Genomic DNA, 18,016 nt, shown 5'->3' on the forward strand with positions numbered 1-18,016 from the left:
GTCGCCTGTTTTTTAACCAATGCGGCCGCCAACAACAATGACCATAAGGATTACAGCTATGGGTTTTCTTTCCGGTAAGCGCATTCTGATTACTGGCGTTGCCAGTAAACTCTCTATTGCCTACGGAATTGCGCAGGCGATGCACAAGCAGGGCGCAGAACTGGCTTTCACCTACCAGAACGACAAACTGAAAGGTCGTGTGGAAGAGTTTGCTAAAGATCTGGGTTCAGACATTGTGCTGCCGTGCGATGTGGCCGAAGACGAGAGCATCAAATCGCTGTTTACTGAACTGGCAAAAACCTGGCCGAAATTTGACGGTTTCGTTCACTCCATCGGCTTCGCCCCGGGCGACCAGCTGGATGGCGACTATGTGAACGCCGTTACCCGCGAAGGCTTTAAGATTGCTCACGACATCAGCGCCTACAGCTTTGTAGCGATGGCGAAAGAGTGCCGCGAGATGCTGAACCCCAACTCCGCTCTGCTGACGCTCTCCTACCTGGGCGCAGAGCGCGCGATCCCGAACTACAACGTGATGGGTCTGGCGAAAGCGTCGCTGGAAGCCAACGTGCGCTATATGGCGAACGCGATGGGTCCGGAAGGCGTGCGCGTGAACGCCGTTTCCGCCGGTCCGATCCGTACCCTGGCGGCGTCAGGCATCAAGGATTTCCGTAAGATGCTGGCGCACTGCGAAGCGGTTACCCCGATTCGCCGCACCGTCACCATCGAAGACGTCGGCAACTCGGCGGCGTTCCTCTGTTCTGACCTGGCCGGCGGCATCACCGGCGAGATCGTTCACGTTGACGGCGGCTTCAGCATCGCCGCGATGAACGAACTGGAACTGAAATAAGTTCTGAGGGCGAGCCTGGCTCGCCCTTTTTTCTGCTCACTTTCCCCGCCTTATAGCTTCGCGCTATTAATTATCACCGATCGGTCTTTTGCCCTTCCCCGCCGTTAAGCGACGATAAGCCAGCCCCCGGGCGCGCGTCACGGTTTCGGATTCACGCCATGCGCGACGTGCCAGTTATTTGCAAAAGGAATAACCATGGAACAACGCCGCTATCCTGGCCACAACCACTGGTTTTACGAGAGCCAGACCAGCCCGCACGCCATTCAGGCTGAGCCGCTGGTTCCCGAAGCAGCCCTGATTAACGACCGTTTCCTGCTTGGACTGCAGCAGGAGGCGAGCGCGCTTCAGCCGCTGTTGCAGGCCAGCCAGCCGATGCTGCTGGCCTCCCGCGATCTCTGCCAGCTGCTGTTTCCCGATCGCGTCGCGGCGACGCTGACCCATACCCTTACCCTTTACGATCGCCTCAGCACCGCGCTGACCGTGGCGCAGGTCGCGGGCGTGCAGCGACTCTGCAATCACTATTCGGCGCGCCTTAATCCGCTGCCTGGCCCCGACTCGTCGCGTGAGAGCAATAACCGCCTGACGCAGCTGACGCAGTATGCGCGCCAGCTGGCGATGCAGCCGGAGCTGATCAACGCCGCAGCGCTCAGGGCGCTCGACGCCGTGGGCCTGACCGAGCCGGATATCGTGACGCTGAATCAGATCGTCGGCTTCGTCAGCTATCAGGCGCGCGTGGCGGCCGGTTTGCAGGCGCTGCTGGCATTGCCGGTGCGCTGGCTGCCGGGCGTGACGCCGCCGCCCGACGCCGACCGCGACGGGTTTGTGGAAAAGCCACTCTGGAAACATGGCGTGAAGCCGCTGGAGCTGCGCTACGCCAGCGCCGAACAGCTGGCCGCCGTTACCTTCTGCCAGCCGCGTCCCGATCTCGCCGATGCGGTCTGGCTGCTGGCGCACGACGCCGCCGCGCTCTACGGCTGGCAAACCCTGCGCCTACGCATCAATCCGACACCCTTTACCCCGCTGGCGGAGGCGACCTGCGCGCGCGCGCTCGGCAGCCGCTGGGCGTTTCAGTTTTTCCCGGATGAGGTGCGCGAGGCGCTGCTGGAGTCGGTGGATGACGCCGCCGATCAGACAACGACGCAGGGCCGCGTCGTGGCGCTGGCGGCGCAGCTGACCCGCTCGCCTGAGCGCTTCAGCGCGGCGCATCTGCAGCCGCTGGTTACCGAAGGCTGGCAGCCAGAGGCGCTGTTCGCCCTGATTCAGGCGGTGGCGATCGGCAACTGGAACAGCCGGCTGTTTTACGCTATGGGTGAAGCGGCGTAGCCTTCAAGGTGGCTGCGCGCCTCGTCGAAGAAGTGTTGCGACAGCGGCGAGGCGCGACCCGGTTCGGCAATCACCAGCGCCGCCTGGCGCGCCATATGGGTAATGGCGATCGGCCGCTGCGCCATGCCCTGTAGCATCGACGGCAGCAGATGACCGACAGGCGACACCAGCACCCCCAGCCCCACCTGCGCGCTCTGCACCAGTTCGAGAATCGCGGCGCTCTCCACCATTACCTGCGGCGTCAGCCCCGCCTCGCGGAAGGCCATGTCAAGATAGCGGCGAAAATAGCGCGTCGGCTCCGAGAGGCAGAGCGGCAAAGCGGCCAGCGCGGCGAGCGAGAGCGGTTCGTCGCCTACCAGCTCGGGAAACTGCGTCGGATCGAATATCGCTTCAACGCCGCGCTCGGGCAGAAACGCCGTCTGAAAATGCAGTTCGCGCAGCGTCGCCAGCTCGAAAAAGCCGATGCCGACGTCGACGGTATGACTGTTAAGCGCCTCCAGCAGCTGATCGGCGCTGAGCGCGGCGATGCGGTAGTTAAGCTGAGGATAGCGGCTCTGCACCCTTTTCAGCAGCGCCGGCAGCGCCACGCTGCACTGCGGCATCACGCCGATGCGCAGCGTGCCGTTGACGCCGTGCTTCAGCGATTCCACCTCCAGCTTCAGCCCCTGATAGACCGACACGATCTCCCGCGCCCACGCCAGCACGCGATCCCCTTCCGGCGTAAAACCGACGAAGTTATTGCTGCGGTTGATCAGCGACAGGCCGAGTTCGCGTTCGAGGTTCTTCAGGCGCATAGAGAGCGTCGGCTGGCTGACGAAGCTGGCTTCGGCCGCGCGGCCAAAATGGCGTTCACGTTCGAGGTTGCAGAGGTAGATGAGTTGTTTGATGTCGATTTTACTAGCCCGCCACTATTTGCTGGAAATTTCAAAGCCGACCGGCAATAGGTTGTTTGCGCCGGGGCGATCGCTTTCCAGTAACGGCAAAAACCGTTACTCGTTAGCGATGCCTGAATGTTCATTGAGCATCATGAGATTGTCAATTTTTACCCAATGTTGCTGGCACTAAAAGTACGCCGTTTGGCTTGCCCCATTGCTGCCTGTTGCCTGAAAGCGCGGGAAATTAATCACTTAATTTTTGACAGTCATCACAGACTGGCTAAGCTTAATCGGCAACACACGACAAAACTTTAAACCTCTCAGGGACATATATGAAAAGTTTATTCAGTGGAATGTTAATTATCGCCAGCCTGGTTGCGCTTTCAGGCTGTCAGCATGACAGCAGTGCAGTGGGCAATGATGGTCGTCCGCACGCGCCAAGCGGCCAGTCCGTTCCTGGCGGCCCGCTGGGTTCGGGTCCGGTTGGTCAGCCGCAATCCTGACAGTGACGTTCTGGCTAACCGCCAGCTCGCGCAAACATCCAAAAAGGCCGCAGCGACAACGCTGCGGCCTTTCTTGTCACGGGGCGATAGCGGAAAGCCGCTATTTCTTTTCGCGATCCTCGTAGGGATCTTTCTTATCATCATTATGATCGTCACGAGTACGCGGAATTTCGCCGTGTTCAGCAGGCGCATCGGTCGCCGGATGATCGTCCTCTTCATAGGCGTTGTGAACGTGCGGCGTGCTCTCGGGCGCGCTCTTGCTGACGTCCCCTTCCTGTTTACGCTCTTCGTTGGTTTTATGTTTAAACATTTCCGTCTCCTCGTTCGCTTCCAGTCTGTTAAGTGTAGACGTAAATCCTTCAGGCCACGCCAAGCGCGCTTTTTACCTCGTTGGCGATCTTCTCGACCTGCGGACCATAGATAACCTGAATATCGTGCTCGCTGACGCGGTTGATGCCGTTGGCGCCGGTAGTGAGCAGCGTCTGATCCACCACCTCTTTCATATCTTTCACCCTGACGCGCAGACGGGTAAAGCAGCAGTCGACATCTTCAATGTTCGCCTGCCCGCCAAGGCCGCTGATAATCACCTTCGTGCGCTCGTCCGCCGCCACCAGCTGCGGCTTTTCATCTTCTGATTCGCGTCCCGGCGTCTCAACGCCCATGCGGGTGATAATAAAGCGGAATGCATAGTAGTAGAGCGGCGCATAGATCGCGCCGAGCGCCAGCGTCCACCACCAGTGCGTTTTGCTGCCGCCGAGAATGCCGAACACCACCAGATCGATCACGCCGCCCTGCACGTTGCCGATCATCAGGTGCAGCATCGACATCAGCATAAAAGAGAGACCGGTCAGCAGCGCGTGCAGCAGATAGAGCACCGGCGAGACGAAAATAAAGCAGAACTCCAGCGGCTCGGTGATGCCGGTAGTGAAAGAGGTCAGCGCGCCCGCCATCATCAGCGCCTTGACCCGCTGCTTATGTTCAGGACGCGCGGTGTGATAGATAGCCAGCGCGGCGGCCGGCAGGCCGAACATCATCACCGGAATTTTGCCCTGGGCGAGAAACTGGGTGGCGTTGCGCAGCGCGTCGTCAGGCACCGAGCCGGGATGGGTCAGCGACGCGTTGAAGATATTGAGCGCGCCCACCAGCGTTTGCCCGTCGACAATGGCGATGCCGCCAATCGGGGTAAAGCGCACGGTTTCATTGAGGATATGGTGCAGCCCGGTAGGGATCAAAATGCGCTCCGCCGTGCCGAGCAGAAAGGCGCCGTACTGCCCACTTTTGCCGATCATCTCGCCTACCCAGGCGATGCCCGCGCCCAGCGTCGGCCAGATCAACGCCAGCAGCACGCCCACCAGCGGCAGGACAACCACGGTGACAATCGGCACGAAGCGGCGGCCGCCGAAAAAGCTGATGGCGGTCGGCAGCTGCTGGGTATAGAAGCGGTTATGCAGCAGCACCGTCAGCAGCCCGGCAATCACGCCGCCCAGCACGCTCATGTTATAGGTGAAGATGCCCAGCATCTGGATATATTCCGCCGAGGTCATCATCGCCGTGGTCTGATCCATGCCCGCCTGCTGGAGCGCGGCCGGCGTGGTGGTCGCCGCCGTCAGCCCCTTTGCCGCCAGCGTGGCGCTGATGCCGACGTTCATGGTGATGTAGCCGATTACCGCGGCGAAGGCCGCCGTCGGCTTTTCCGCCTTCGCCAGGCCGATGGCGCTCGCCACGGCGAAGAAAACCGGCAGGTTGGCGAAGAGCGCGCCCGCCACTTTGCGGATGAAACCGATAATCAGCTGCGGCACCTGCATCTGGGCGAAGGCATCGCCGGTAATCGCCGGGTTCTGCATCGCGGCCGCGAGGCCAAGGAAGATCCCCGCCGCCGCAATCACCGAGATCGGCATCATCAACGCTTTGCCAAACGCATGGATCTGGCTGGTGAGCTGTTTCATGGAGTGCGCCCTTTTAGAGATGAAGGAGCAAGTATTGACCCGTTGCGTCAGTAACTCCCGTTATCAGCAGGTTGCCAGAGAGTAAAATTTGAGCAGCATCACAATTTTGCATCGGGCGCGATAAACAGCGGCTATCGCACCATTAAGTCAATCAATTAGACAACTTATGATTGCAGTCGCACACTTCCCTCACCGTCAGGATATATCCTGATAACAAACTTCCTACAAAAAACATAAGCCTGCACTCACCATGAAATTCAAACGCAAAATTAAGCCTTACCGCGCCGCTGCGGGCGGCTGGGGATCGCTGGAAGCCACGACCCGTTTCGTTTTAGACAGCAAAGCCGCGCTGAAAAATATGCGCAACCTGATGCGCATGAACAAAGCGCGCGGCTTCGACTGCCCGGGCTGCGCCTGGGGCGACGATAACAAAAGCACCTTTAGTTTCTGTGAAAACGGCGCCAAAGCGGTGACCTGGGAAGCGACGCGTCGCGTGGTCGACACCGATTTCTTTGCCCAGCACAGCGTCACCAAACTTTATGCGCAGAGCGACTACTTCCTGGAGTATCAGGGCCGTCTGACCCACCCGATGCGCTATAACGCCGAAACCGATCACTATGAGCCGGTGAGCTGGGACGACGCCTTTGCGCTGATCGCGCAGCATATCAAGGCGATGGACAACCCGAACCAGATGGAGCTTTACACCTCGGGCCGCGCCAGCAACGAAGCCTCCTGGCTCTATCAGCTGTTCGGCCGCCTGGCGGGCACCAATAACTTCCCGGACTGCTCCAATATGTGCCACGAAGCGAGCGGCGCCGGTCTGAAGCGCAGCATCGGCGTCGGCAAAGGCACCATCCGCCTCGACGATTTCGACCATGCCGATGCGATCTTGGTTTTCGGCCAGAACCCGGGCACTAACCACCCGCGTATGCTGCACAGCCTGCGCCACGCTGCCGATCACGGCGCGAAGATCGTCACCTTCAACACCCTGCGCGAGCGCGGACTTGAGCGTTTCGCCGATCCGCAGAAGCCGCTGGAGGTGGTCACCTCTAAAGCGGGCACCATCAGCTCCGCCTATTACCAGCCGAATCTCGGCGGCGATATGGCGGCGGTGCGCGGCATGGTGAAAGCGCTGCTCGAAACCCATCGCGCGCGCCTGGCGGCCGGTGAGAAAGGCCTGTTCGACGAAACCTTTATCAACGCCACCACGCACGGCGTCGAAGCCTATTTCGACGCGGTCGACAGCACCGACTGGATGCAGATCGTGCAGCAGTCCGGCCTGAGCGAAGCGCAGATCCGCGAAGCCGCGGCAATCTACCAGAGCGCCGATCGCGTTATCGTCACCTGGGCGATGGGCATCACCCAGCACAAACACTCGGTAGACACGGTACGCGAAATCGTGAACCTGCAGCTGCTGTTCGGTCAGCTCGGCAAGAAAGGCGCAGGCCTCTGCCCGGTGCGCGGCCACAGCAACGTGCAGGGCAACCGCACCATGGGCATCGACGAGAAGCCGAGCAAAGCCTTCCTCGACGCGCTCGGCAGCCACTTTGGCTTCGAGCCGCCGCGCGAGCACGGCCATAACACCGTTGACGCGCTGAACGCTATGCTGCGCGATGAGATCAAAGTGCTGATCGCGCTGGGCGGCAACCTCGCCGCGGCGGCGCCCGACTCGCCGCGCACCGAAGAGGCGCTGCAGCGCTGCGGCCTGACGGTGCATATCAGCACTAAGCTCAACCGCAGCCATCTGGTGCCAGGCGCGGAGAGCCTGATCCTGCCGACGCTGGGCCGCACCGAGCGCGACACCCAGGCGACCGGCAACCAGTTCATCACCGTAGAAGACTCTTTCAGCATGGTGCACGCCTCCGAAGGCATCGGCATTCCGCTGGCGGAGACGCAGCGCTCGGAAACCGCGATCGTGGCGGGCATCGCTCACGCGGTGCTGGGCGACGAGAAGGTAGAGTGGCTGAAGCTGGCCGCCGACTACAACCTGATCCGCGACCATATCGCCGCCACCATTCCGGGCTTTGCCGACTTCAACGAGAAGTGCGACCAGCCGGGCGGCTTCTACCTCGGCAACGCGGCGGCGGATCTGCGCTTCAACACCCCGACGCAGAAAGCGGAGTTCAGCAGCGCGGCGCTGCCCGCCTCGCTCTTCCCGCTGGACGTGGCGGAAGTGCCTTTCACGCTGCAGACCCTGCGTTCGCATGACCAGTACAACACCACGATTTATGGCCTCGACGACCGTTACCGCGGCGTTTACGGCCAGCGCGAAGTGGTGTTTATCAACCCGGAAGATATGCAGGCGCTCGGCTTTACCGAAGGTCAGCTGGTGGATATCGAAACCCTGTGGAACGACAATATCTCGCGTCGCGTCAGCGGTTTTAAACTGGTGCCCTACAATATTCCGCGCGGCAACCTCGCGGCCTATTACCCGGAAACCAACCCGCTGGTTCCGCTGAACAGCTTCGGCGACATCAGCGGCACGCCGACCTCTAAATCGGTTCCGGTGAAGCTGGAACTGTCGGTTTCTCTGCCGACTCAGCGCATCGCGTAAGCGCAGAGTTTCCTTAGTAAAAAGCCGGTTAATCCGGCTTTTTTACCCTCATTTGCCTTGCCGCGCGCCCCTGATTCGCGTAAAACTAGCAGCCGCTCTTAGGCCACGAAACTAAACTGACTATGTTCCAGGATAATCCGCTGCTCGCGCAGCTTAAAGAGAAGCTCCACGCGCAGACTCCCCGCGCAGAAGGTGTCGTTAAAGGCACCGAAAAAGGTTTCGGCTTCCTTGAAGTCGACGCGCAGAAAAGCTATTTCATTCCGCCGCCGCAGATGAAGAAAGTGATGCACGGCGACCGGGTATCCGCCATCATCCACAGCGATAAAGATCGGGAAAGCGCCGAGCCTGAAACGCTGATCGAACCCTTTCTCAGCCGCTTTGTCGGCCGCGTGCAGAAGAAAGATGACCGTCTTTCCATCGTTCCTGACCATCCGCTGTTAAAAGACGCCATCCCCTGCCGTCCGGTGCGTGGCCTGAGCCATGATTTTCAGGCGGGCGACTGGGCCGTTGCCGAAATGCGCCGCCATCCGCTGAAAGGCGACCGCGGTTTCTACGCCGAACTGACCGAATTTATCGTTAAAGCCGACGATCATCTGGCGCCGTGGTGGGTCACCCTGTCGCGCCATAACCTGGAGCGCGAAGCGCCGCAGGTCGGCTTTGGCGAGATGCTGGACGAACAGCTGACGCGCGAGGATCTTACCGCGCTCGATTTCGTCACCATCGACAGCGCCAGCACCGAAGATATGGATGACGCGCTCTACGTCGAAGAGAACGCCGACGGCACGCTGCGTCTGACTATCGCTATCGCCGATCCCACCGCCTACGTGCCGGAAGGCAGCGAGCTGGACAAGCTGGCGGCGCAGCGCGCCTTCACCAACTATCTGCCGGGCTTCAATATCCCGATGCTGCCGCGCGAACTCTCCGACGACGTCTGTTCGCTGCGTCCCAACGTGCGCCGCCCGGCGCTGGTCTGCCGCGTCATCGTGGCGCAGGATGGCTCGCTGGGCGACGACGTGCACTTCTTCGCCGCCTGGATCGAATCGAAAGCCAAGCTGGTCTATGACCAGGTTTCCGACTGGCTGGAGAACAGCGGCGAATGGCAGCCGCAGAGCGAGGCGATCGCCCAGCAGATCCGTCTGCTGCACCGCATCTGCCTGGCGCGCAGCGAATGGCGTCAGAACCATGCGCTGGTGTTTAAGGATCGCCCGGATTACCGCTTTGTCCTCGGCGAGAAAGGCGAAGTGCTGGATATCGTCGCCGAGCCGCGTCGCATCGCCAACCGCATGGTGGAAGAGGCGATGATCCTCGCCAACGTCTGCGCCGGTAAGGTGCTGCGCGAGAAGCTGGGCTTCGGCGTCTACAACGTGCATACCGGCTTCGACGCCACCAACGCCGAGCAGGCCGCCGCCGTGCTGGCCAGCCACGGCGTCAACGTCGATGCCGCCGCCATCACCACGCTGGAAGGTTTCCGCCAGCTGCGCCGTCAGCTCGACGCGCAGCCGACGCAGTATCTCGACAGCCGCATCCGTCGCTTCCAGTCTTTCGCCGAGATCAGCACCGAGCCGGGTCCCCATTTCGGCCTGGGCCTGGAGGCGTACGCCACCTGGACCTCGCCGATCCGTAAATCGGGCGACATGATCAACCATCGCCTGCTGAAGGCGATTATCCGCGGCGAGCAAGGCGCGCGTCCGGATGAGGCGCTGACGGCGACCATGGGCGAACGTCGTCGCCTGAACCGTATGGCGGAGCGCGACGTCGGCGACTGGCTTTACGCGCGCTGGCTGGCGCCGCACGCCGGCACCGACCGCAAGTTCAGCGCCGAGATTATCGACGTCTCGCGCGGCGGCATGCGCGTGCGCCTGCTGGAGAACGGCGCGGTCGCCTTTATTCCGGCGCCCTTTATCCACGCGGTGCGCGACGAACTGGTGTGCAGCCAGGAGAGCGGCACCGTGCAGATCAAAGGTGAAGTCGCCTTCCGCGTGACCGACGTGATCGACGTGACTATCGCCGAAGTGCGCATGGAAACGCGCAGCGTGGTGGCCCGCCCGGCGGTCTGAGCATGAAAAGATGCGGGATAATCGCTGTTATCCCGCATTTTCACCTCTCTGTTTACACAAATGTTAAATTTGTTCCCCGCTTCACACTTCTCAACACATTAACTTTCACTTACATTCCATTACATTACCTTTGACTCGTTGTCTTTGAACGTCCCTTTCGGTTCATACAAGGAGTGAGGTTATGAAGAACGTCAAAACCAGTGTCATCTGGTTCGCGGTGGCGTTAGTTGGCGCAGGCGCATTCGCCATGCTGGCGTTAAACCGCGGCGAGCACGTTAACGCCGTCTGGCTGGTGGTGGCCGCCGTCGCCTGCTACAGCATCGCCTATCGCTTTTACAGCCTGTTTATCGCCCGTAATATTTTCGAGCTGGACGATCGCCGCCGTACGCCCGCCGAGCGCTTCAACGACGGCCTCGACTATGTACCGACCAATAAATGGGTGCTGTTTGGCCACCACTTCGCCGCGATCGCCGGCGCCGGGCCGCTGGTCGGGCCGATTCTGGCGGCGCAGATGGGCTTTCTGCCCGGCACCATCTGGATCCTTGTCGGCGTGATGCTGGCGGGCGCGGTGCAGGATTTCCTCGTGCTGTTTATCTCTACCCGCCGCGACGGCCGCTCGCTGGGCGAAATGGCGCGTCAGGAGCTGGGCGCCTTTGCCGGCGTGATTACCATGCTCGGCGCGCTCGGCGTGATGATCATCATCCTCTCCGCGCTGGCGCTGGTGGTGGTGAAAGCGCTGGCCAACTCGCCGTGGGGACTCTTTACCATCGCCGCGACCATTCCGATTGCGCTGCTGATGGGCGTCTATATGCGCTTTATCCGTCCCGGCAAAATCGCCGAGGTGTCGCTGATCGGCTTTGTGCTGATGATGGCGGCGATTATCTACGGCGGCAACGTGGCGCAGGATCCCTACTGGGGCCCCTTCTTTACCCTGAAAGGCACCTCGCTGACCTGGGTGCTGGTGATCTACGGCTTCGTCGCCTCGGTGCTGCCGGTCTGGCTGCTGCTGGCGCCGCGCGACTATCTTTCCACCTTCCTGAAAATCGGCGTGATCGTCGGACTGGCGGTCGGCATCGTCTTCGCCATGCCGGAGATGAAGATGCCGGCGGTGACGCGCTTTATTGACGGCAGCGGCCCGGTCTTCGCCGGTCAGCTCTTCCCCTTCCTGTTTATCACTATCGCCTGCGGCGCCATCTCCGGCTTCCATGCGCTGGTTTCCAGCGGCACCACGCCGAAGCTGGTGGAGCGCGAGAGCCATATCCGCTTTATCGGCTACGGCGCGATGCTGATGGAATCGTTCGTCGCCATCATGGCGCTGATCTGCGCGTCGGTTATCGATCCCGGCGTCTACTTCGCCATGAACGCGCCGGCGGCGCTGATCGGCACCACGGTCGAGAACGCCTCGCAGGTGATCAACGGCTGGGGCTTCGTGGTGACGCCGGAGATGCTCTCGGGCATTGCGCGCGACGTCGGCGAGGCTTCCGTGCTGTCGCGCGCGGGCGGCGCGCCGACCTTTGCGGTGGGCATGGCGCATATCATCACCGACGTCTTCAACAGCCGCGCGATGATGGCCTTCTGGTATCACTTCGCCATCCTGTTTGAAGCGCTGTTTATCCTGACGGCGGTGGATGCCGGCACGCGCGCCTGTCGCTTTATGGTGCAGGATCTGGTTGGCACCGTGGTGCCGTCGCTGGCGAATAACCGTTCTTGGGTGGGCAATATGGCGGGCACGGCGGTCGCGGTCGCCGGCTGGGGCTTTTTCGTCTATCAGGGCGTGGTGGATCCGCTGGGCGGCATCAATACCCTGTGGCCGCTGTTCGGCATCGGCAACCAGATGCTCGCCTCGATGGCGCTGATCCTCGGCACCGTGGTGCTGTTTAAGATGAAGAAGCAGCGCTACGCCTGGGTGACGATTCTGCCGACCGTCTGGCTGTTTATCACCTCGATGACGGCGGGCTGGCAGAAGATTTTCCATGAGAAACCGGCTATCGGTTTTCTGGCGCAGGCGAACAAGTTCCGCAAAGGCATCGACGAAGGCGTGATTATCGCCCCGGCGAAGAGCGTGGCGGATATGCAAACCATCGTTTTCAGCAACCAGATTAACGCCGTGCTGTGCGGCTTCTTTATGCTGGTAGCGGTCACCATGCTGATTGCCGCCTTCTTTGTGATTCGCCGCGCCCTGCGCAGCAACGTGCCGACCACGCACGAAGCGGAGCCGTCGCTGCGTAAGGAGGTTCGCCATGTCTGATGCGATCCGCCGCGCCGTCCGTCCGGCGCGCCTCGACACCATTACCCGCTGCCGCCCGCTCGACGCCCCCAGCCGCTTCAGCTGGCGAACGCTGTGGCGCGGCGTGCAGCAAAGCTTCCGTCTGATGGTGGGCGTGCAGGATTATCAAAATTATCTTCAGCATATGCAGCGTCAGCACCCGGATCTGACCCCGATGAGCGAGCGCGATTTTCATCGTTACTGTCTTGATGCCCGGTTCCCCAGTCAGGCAGGCAAGCTGGGAAAATGTCCTTGTTAAGCAGGTAAATCGGCCCCGCGACGCGGGGCTTTTTTGTGCCATTCTTTAGCAGACCGGAAAATATATTTGGCTGGCATCTTGTGCTGAAGTGAGATGCCGAATACTGTTGATAAAATAATGAGATAACGCCAGTAGAGCACTCCCCCGGAGGACCTTTCCATGACCGATGAACAAGGGCAAACGTTGCTGTATACCTTGTTTGGCACGACCAGCCCTCATTGGCGCCTGACCACCGACAGCGATGCCCTGCATTTCGCAGAGGATGAAAACGCGCACACCAACATCGCCGTTGCGCTGACGCCCGCGCAGGCCAGCCTGTTGCGCGCCATGCCGGTGATCACCTCCAGCGTAAACCTGACGCTGCCGCTGCACGGCACGCCGGTGCCGATGCATTTCGTCGGCCGCAAGGTAGACCAGTCGAGCTGGGCCGGCACCGCCTCCGCGTGGGGCGATACCTCCGCCGTCGCGCGCGACCTGACGCTGGGGCTGTCGTTTGCCGAACAGGTGGTTTCTGAAGCCAACTCGGTGATCGTGATTGTCGATCAGCGCGGCAATATTCAGCGCTTCAACCGCCTCAGCGAGGAGTACACCGGCCTCAACGAGCACGAAGTGATCGGCCGCAACGTTTTTCAGCTGTTTATGACCAAACAGGAAGCGGCCGCCTCGCGCCGCAACATCGCCGGCTTCTTCCGCGACGGCAATTCCTATGAGGTCGAACGCTGGGTGAAGACCCGTAAGGGCCAGCGACTCTTTCTGTTTCGTAATAAGTTCGTTCACAGCGGTAGCGGGAAAAATGAAATTTTCCTCATCTGTTCCGGAACGGACATAACCGAGGAGCGACGGGCTCAGGAGCGCCTGCGGGTGATGGCGAACACCGATACCGTGACCGGTTTGCCTAATCGCAACGCGATCCACCAGCAAATTAGCCTGGCGCTGGAGCTGGCGAAAGAGGATGAGACCGGCGTGGTCTACCTCGATCTCGATAATTTCAAGAAGGTGAACGACGCCTACGGCCATATGTTCGGCGATCAGCTGCTGCAGGCGGTGTCGCTGGCGATCCTCAGCTGTCTGGGGAAAGACCAGACGCTGGCGCGCCTCGGCGGCGACGAGTTCGTGGTGCTGGCGGAGCATACCAGCCAGGCGGCGCTGGAGGCGATGGCGTCACGCATTCTTGAGCGTCTGCGCCAGCCCTTCCGTATCGGCCTGATCGAGGTCTACAGCGGCTGTTCTATCGGCATCGCGCTGGCGCCGCTGCACGGCGAGGATCGCGAAAGCCTGATCCGCAACGCCGATACCGCAATGTATCACGCCAAAGAGAACGGGCGCGGCAAGTTCTGCGTCTTCGCCTCTGAAATGAATCAGCGCGTGTTTGAATATCTCTGGCTCGACACCAACCTGCGCAAGGCGCTCGATCAGGATCACCTGACGGTGTTCTATCAGCCGAAGCTCGACAGCGACGGTGCGGTGCGCAGCGCGGAAGCGCTGGTGCGCTGGAATTCGCCGGAGCGCGGCATGGTTTCGCCCGCCGACTTTATTCCCTATGCCGAAGAGTCGGGGCTGATTGTGCCGCTCGGCCGCTGGGTCATGCTCACCGTGCTGCGGCAGATTCTGGCCTGGCGCGAACAGGGGATTAATCTCCGCGTGGCGGTCAACGTCTCGGCGCGACAGTTAATCGATCAGAGCATCTACAGCGATCTCAAGCTGGCGCTGATGGACAGCGGCCTGTCGGAGTGCCCGATCGATATCGAGCTGACCGAAAGCTGCCTGATTGAGAACGAAGCGCAGGCGCTGACCCTGATGAAGCAGTTCCAGGAGCTGGGCGCGCAGGTGCATCTCGACGATTTCGGCACGGGCTACTCTTCGCTGTCGCAGCTGGCGCGCGTGCCGATCAACGCTATCAAGCTCGATCAAAGTTTTATTCGCAATATTAATGAGCAGCCGGTCTCTCAGTCGCTGGTGCGCGCTATCGTCGCTGTGGCTAAGGCGCTGACGCTGGAAGTCATCGCCGAGGGCATCGAGACGAAAGCGGAAGAAGAGTTTGTTCTCCTCAACGGCGTGGACGGGCGTCAGGGCTACTTCTACGCAAAACCAATGCCCGCAGAGCAGTTCGGGCATTGGCTGGCTAAGCATCCTGCCCGCGTTTAAAACTCCGCGTTATTAGCCCGCTTTACGCAAGGATGCGCTATGGCGGTTTTGTAACTGCACCAGACGTTCCATATAGGCAATGTCTTTCGGCTCCAGCGTAAAGGCATAATCGACCCAGTCCTCAGTGATATCCATCAGCTCGGCGCGCGAGAGCTGCAGCACGCGCTGGCGCGCCTTCAGCATGGCGCGCACGCCGTTCAGCTTCGGCCGCAGCGTATCGATAAAGGTGCGCGTGCAGCGGTAGCTTTCGCCGGGCTGGAACACCTTGTCCACCAGACCGCGCGTCTCATACCATTCGGCGCTGTGCGACTCCCCTTCGCATATCAGCTCTTCCGCCAGCTTCATCCCGGCCCGGCGCGCCACTAAAGAGTAGCCGCCCATACCGGGGAACAGGTTGAAGGCGATCTCCGGGAAGCCAAGCCGCGCGTTGTTTTGCGCCAGAATAAAGTGGTGCGCCAGCGCGGCCTCGAAGCCGCCGCCTAACGCACTGCCCTCAATCATCGCAATGGTGACCGCGCCGGTGTCGAAGCCGCGCGCCGCCGAGTGAATGCAGTCGACGCAGGCCCGCGCATAGGCGCGCAGCGCCTCGCGGCGGTTGTTGCGAATGCACTCGACGAAGAAGCGCAGATCGCCGCCCGCGTTGAACATCTGCGGCACCAGCGAGCCGGTAACCCAGAAATCGATCGGCAGACCGGAACGCTGCGCCGCATAGCTCAGGTTCATGATCTCCTCGATCAGTTCATGGTTGAAGCTGGGGCGCGGCTGCGCCCGCAGCAGCATCCACATGGTGCGGCGGCCCTCTTCGTAGTACGCGGCAAGCTGAGTGGTCTGTCCCACTTCGGTGAACAGTCGGCAGGTTGGTTGGTTAATTACTGTCATCGTCTCATCCTCTGTTTATTTGATGCGTTAAACGCCACATCAGCGTAATGCAGAGAGAGGCCAGACCAAATGAGAGATTGATTTATAAAGTAAAATCCAGAGATATCCCCGACTTAGAGGTCGGGGATGCTTAAGCGGGGTTACTTAATCGCCGCGCGCTGGCCAACCGCAACGCGTGAACGCTTAACGCGTTTTGAATAGACAGCAGTTATCACTGGCACCAGCACCGAGGTGACAATCACCGAGGTCGCTACCAGCGCGGTGGCGGCTGGCGCGACCGGTTTAAACTGCGGCAGCATTTCCGCAATCAGCACCGGCGTCGCCACCGCCGCGCCCGCCGTGCTTGATGCAGCGATGCCCGCAGTGCCGTCGCCGCCGCCGATCAGCCGGTCGGCGATAATCAGCGGAATGCCGGTAACGATGATGACCGCCACGCCCAGCAGAATACCCAGCAGGCCGGTTTGCGCGATCACCGTGAGGTCAATGGTATTGCCCAGCGCGAAGGCGAAGAAGGGAATAAGCGTGTGCACCGCTTTGGCGAAAAACTCCCGCAGTTCGGGATCCAGATTGCCGAGGGCAAAGCCGATCAGGAACGGCAGGACCGCGCCGACGAAGACGTGCGGTTCAAAAGAGGCGATGCCGGCGGTGCCAAGGATCACCATGGTCATCAGCGGGCCTGACTCCAGCGACATCAGCACAAAAGCGCCCGCCTCTTCTTTGCTGCCGTACTGCTGCATAACAGAAGCGTAGAGGCCGCCGTTGGTCATATCCATCGCCGCCACCAGCGCCAGCGTCGAGAGTCCGGCGAACATGCCAACCTCGACGCCGTTTTCCGGCACCACGCGGGATGCGATTGCCGCCACGATCCAGGCCACCGCAATTTTCGTGATCACCAGCGTGCCCGACTTGCGCAGAACCGCGCCGGTGGCGCTGAGCTTGATCGAGGCGCCCATACAGAAGAACCAGATGGCGAGGATCGGCACCGTGCCGGTCATCAGACCATTGCTGAATGAACCCAGATATTTGCCGGCGCCAGGCGCCAGCGTATGGCAAAGCGCGCCGAGAAAGAGCGGGATAAGCATCATGCCGCCAGGAATTTTATCGATAGCACGTTTGATATGCATAAGGGGTCACCTTTGCTGTCCAGAGGGAGGTGCGTTTTTTTATGCCCGAGGGCGTGACAGCAAAGTACGGCTCGCGGCGAGGGAAAACAGTGATCGCATCGTAAAAATGAAACGCTGTTTTATTTTTAGTTGCCGGTATGTTTCGTTATTTTGATCGGCATCGCCATACCAGCGGAATTGTTTATCGAGTGTCGGTTATTTCAGGCAAACGCAGGCGGCATCAACCGAAGGCAAAGTGGTGTCGTTTCCCCCTGATACGGGACGTCTTAGCCTTCGGTGATGCCGCCTGCGTCTTAGGGTTTGCGCCCCCTTTAATCTCACTGGCGCGGCGAGTTACTCTTTCTGGCCATACCAGGCATTTTTGCCGTGCTTGCGCAGATAGTGCAGGTCGAGCAGCGTCTGATTGATTGGCGGCAGGTCGGCGCGCAGCTGTTGGCTGAACAGCCCCATATAGGCCACCTCTTCCAGCACCACGGCGCTGTGCACCGCCGCATGGGCGTCGCGTCCCCAGGCGAACGGCCCGTGCGAGTTCACCAGCACCGCCGGTATGGCGCTGGGCGAGAGGTCGCGCTGGGCGAAGGTCTCGATAATCACGCTGCCGGTATTCCATTCGTAGTCGCGCTGAATTTCATCGTCGTACATGGCGCGGGTACAGGGGATTTCGCCATAAAAATCGTCTGCGTGCGTGGTGCCCCAGGCCGGGATCGCGCGGCCAGCCTGCGCCCAGATAGTGGCGTGGCGCGAATGGGTATGCACGATGCCGCCAATTTCCGGCCAGGCCAGATAGAGCGCGCGATGAGTGGCGGTATCGGACGAGGGACGCTTGTCTCCTTCGACAACCTCACCGCTGGCAAGATCGACCACCACCATATCGTCGCGCTGCATGCTGGCGTAGCTGACGCCCGAAGGCTTGATCACCAGTAAGCCCTGTTCGCGATCCACCGCGCTAACGTTGCCCCAGGTAAAGGTCACGAGGTTGTAGCGCGGCAAATCCAGGTTCGCTTCCAGAACCTGCTGTTTGAGTTGTTCCAGCATTGTTGTCTCCTGCTCAGATTGATCCCTGAATTGTGCAGGCGCTGGCTAAAAAGCTTATGGAGAGACTGGCTGGAAAAGAGGCGGAAAACGGCTGATAAATAAAAAATGTGGCGCGAATTAGGAATCTTCCATCTTCGTAAAATTTGCATAAGGCTTAGAATTCACTCATGCAATGGGCGGATCTGTTTGCCGACTGCATTTAT

At 60.5% G+C, this 18,016-nt stretch carries 14 protein-coding genes; 8 read left to right on the top strand and 6 right to left on the bottom strand.

Annotated elements, in window-relative coordinates; all coding sequences use genetic code 11:
* The first annotated feature begins 58 nt into the window (after positions 1 to 58).
* On the top strand, positions 59 to 847 hold the full coding sequence (fabI, locus tag AC6I7Z_RS10750; RefSeq protein ID WP_033746867.1) for an enoyl-ACP reductase FabI: 789 nt from the start codon (positions 59 to 61) through the stop codon (positions 845 to 847).
* A 195-nt stretch (positions 848 to 1,042) separates the two neighbouring features.
* Positions 1,043 to 2,170 carry a CMD domain-containing protein gene (locus AC6I7Z_RS10755; protein ID WP_497814205.1) on the top strand — a complete coding sequence of 376 codons (1,128 nt, stop codon included), beginning with the start codon at positions 1,043 to 1,045 and terminating at the stop codon, positions 2,168 to 2,170.
* Here AC6I7Z_RS10755 and AC6I7Z_RS10760 read toward each other — a convergent pair.
* Positions 2,146 to 3,063, bottom strand: coding sequence for a LysR family transcriptional regulator (locus tag AC6I7Z_RS10760; RefSeq protein WP_497815430.1), 918 nt, complete (start codon positions 3,061 to 3,063; stop codon positions 2,146 to 2,148). The two genes, AC6I7Z_RS10755 and AC6I7Z_RS10760, sit on opposite strands and share 25 nt — an antisense overlap.
* 314 nt (positions 3,064 to 3,377) lie before the next feature.
* Between AC6I7Z_RS10760 and AC6I7Z_RS10765 the strand changes: the two genes are divergently transcribed.
* On the top strand, positions 3,378 to 3,548 hold the full coding sequence (locus tag AC6I7Z_RS10765; protein ID WP_497814206.1) for a hypothetical protein: 171 nt from the start codon (positions 3,378 to 3,380) through the stop codon (positions 3,546 to 3,548).
* Between the two features lie 100 nt (positions 3,549 to 3,648).
* Here AC6I7Z_RS10765 and AC6I7Z_RS10770 read toward each other — a convergent pair whose 3' ends face one another.
* Both AC6I7Z_RS10770 and AC6I7Z_RS10775 read right to left on the bottom strand, forming a co-directional pair.
* Complete coding sequence (locus tag AC6I7Z_RS10770; RefSeq protein WP_123800292.1) at positions 3,649 to 3,858, bottom strand: hypothetical protein; 210 nt, start codon at positions 3,856 to 3,858, stop codon at positions 3,649 to 3,651.
* Between the two features lie 49 nt (positions 3,859 to 3,907).
* Positions 3,908 to 5,494: a PTS transporter subunit EIIC gene (locus AC6I7Z_RS10775; RefSeq protein ID WP_497814207.1), complete on the bottom strand. Its 1,587-nt coding sequence runs from the start codon at positions 5,492 to 5,494 to the stop codon at positions 3,908 to 3,910.
* 250 nt (positions 5,495 to 5,744) lie between these two features.
* Here AC6I7Z_RS10775 and AC6I7Z_RS10780 point away from each other — a divergent pair, with 250 nt between their 5' ends.
* The 5 genes from AC6I7Z_RS10780 to pdeR all read left to right on the top strand — a co-directional run bounded on the left by AC6I7Z_RS10780 (position 5,745) and on the right by pdeR (position 14,775).
* A complete protein-coding gene (locus AC6I7Z_RS10780) occupies positions 5,745 to 8,048 on the top strand; it encodes an FdhF/YdeP family oxidoreductase (RefSeq protein WP_497814208.1) in 2,304 nt (767 codons plus the stop codon).
* A gap of 122 nt (positions 8,049 to 8,170) precedes the next feature.
* Positions 8,171 to 10,105 (top strand): exoribonuclease II, encoded by a 1,935-nt coding sequence (locus AC6I7Z_RS10785; RefSeq protein ID WP_497814209.1) that lies wholly within the window; start codon positions 8,171 to 8,173, stop codon positions 10,103 to 10,105.
* A 181-nt stretch (positions 10,106 to 10,286) separates the two neighbouring features.
* Entirely contained in the window at positions 10,287 to 12,353 is a 2,067-nt protein-coding gene (locus tag AC6I7Z_RS10790; RefSeq protein ID WP_497814210.1) for a carbon starvation CstA family protein, read from the top strand.
* Positions 12,346 to 12,630, top strand: a complete 285-nt coding sequence (locus tag AC6I7Z_RS10795) for a YbdD/YjiX family protein (RefSeq protein ID WP_497814211.1) — start codon at positions 12,346 to 12,348, stop codon at positions 12,628 to 12,630. Before AC6I7Z_RS10790 ends, AC6I7Z_RS10795 begins: the two co-directional genes overlap by 8 nt.
* A 159-nt stretch (positions 12,631 to 12,789) precedes the next feature.
* Positions 12,790 to 14,775 (top strand): cyclic di-GMP phosphodiesterase, encoded by a 1,986-nt coding sequence (gene pdeR / locus AC6I7Z_RS10800; RefSeq protein WP_497814212.1) that lies wholly within the window; start codon positions 12,790 to 12,792, stop codon positions 14,773 to 14,775.
* Positions 14,776 to 14,787: 12 nt separating this feature from the next.
* Here the strand turns inward: pdeR and AC6I7Z_RS10805 are convergent, their stop codons facing one another.
* From AC6I7Z_RS10805 to araD, 3 genes are all read right to left on the bottom strand, one after another.
* Entirely contained in the window at positions 14,788 to 15,654 is an 867-nt protein-coding gene (locus AC6I7Z_RS10805) for a crotonase/enoyl-CoA hydratase family protein (RefSeq protein WP_497814213.1), read from the bottom strand.
* 140 nt (positions 15,655 to 15,794) lie between these two features.
* Positions 15,795 to 16,778, bottom strand: a complete 984-nt coding sequence (gene kdgT, locus AC6I7Z_RS10810; RefSeq protein ID WP_497814214.1) for a 2-keto-3-deoxygluconate transporter — start codon at positions 16,776 to 16,778, stop codon at positions 15,795 to 15,797.
* A 333-nt stretch (positions 16,779 to 17,111) separates the two neighbouring features.
* On the bottom strand, positions 17,112 to 17,813 hold the full coding sequence (gene araD / locus AC6I7Z_RS10815) for an L-ribulose-5-phosphate 4-epimerase (protein WP_497814215.1): 702 nt from the start codon (positions 17,811 to 17,813) through the stop codon (positions 17,112 to 17,114).
* Between the last annotated feature and the right edge of the window lie 203 nt (positions 17,814 to 18,016).

The organism is Pantoea sp. X-Soil-MYKO-1289, from assembly GCF_059730625.1.

Coding starts and splice junctions, on each gene's coding strand:
- AC6I7Z_RS10805 (WP_497814213.1), bottom strand. CDS start 15,654: ATGACAGTAATTAACCAACCAACCTGCCGACTGTTCACCGAAGTGGGA.
- AC6I7Z_RS10770 (WP_123800292.1), bottom strand. CDS start 3,858: ATGTTTAAACATAAAACCAACGAAGAGCGTAAACAGGAAGGGGACGTC.
- AC6I7Z_RS10780 (WP_497814208.1), top strand. CDS start 5,745: ATGAAATTCAAACGCAAAATTAAGCCTTACCGCGCCGCTGCGGGCGGC.
- araD (WP_497814215.1), bottom strand. CDS start 17,813: ATGCTGGAACAACTCAAACAGCAGGTTCTGGAAGCGAACCTGGATTTG.
- AC6I7Z_RS10790 (WP_497814210.1), top strand. CDS start 10,287: ATGAAGAACGTCAAAACCAGTGTCATCTGGTTCGCGGTGGCGTTAGTT.
- pdeR (WP_497814212.1), top strand. CDS start 12,790: ATGACCGATGAACAAGGGCAAACGTTGCTGTATACCTTGTTTGGCACG.
- kdgT (WP_497814214.1), bottom strand. CDS start 16,778: ATGCATATCAAACGTGCTATCGATAAAATTCCTGGCGGCATGATGCTT.
- AC6I7Z_RS10755 (WP_497814205.1), top strand. CDS start 1,043: ATGGAACAACGCCGCTATCCTGGCCACAACCACTGGTTTTACGAGAGC.
- AC6I7Z_RS10795 (WP_497814211.1), top strand. CDS start 12,346: ATGTCTGATGCGATCCGCCGCGCCGTCCGTCCGGCGCGCCTCGACACC.
- AC6I7Z_RS10785 (WP_497814209.1), top strand. CDS start 8,171: ATGTTCCAGGATAATCCGCTGCTCGCGCAGCTTAAAGAGAAGCTCCAC.
- AC6I7Z_RS10765 (WP_497814206.1), top strand. CDS start 3,378: ATGAAAAGTTTATTCAGTGGAATGTTAATTATCGCCAGCCTGGTTGCG.
- fabI (WP_033746867.1), top strand. CDS start 59: ATGGGTTTTCTTTCCGGTAAGCGCATTCTGATTACTGGCGTTGCCAGT.
- AC6I7Z_RS10775 (WP_497814207.1), bottom strand. CDS start 5,494: ATGAAACAGCTCACCAGCCAGATCCATGCGTTTGGCAAAGCGTTGATG.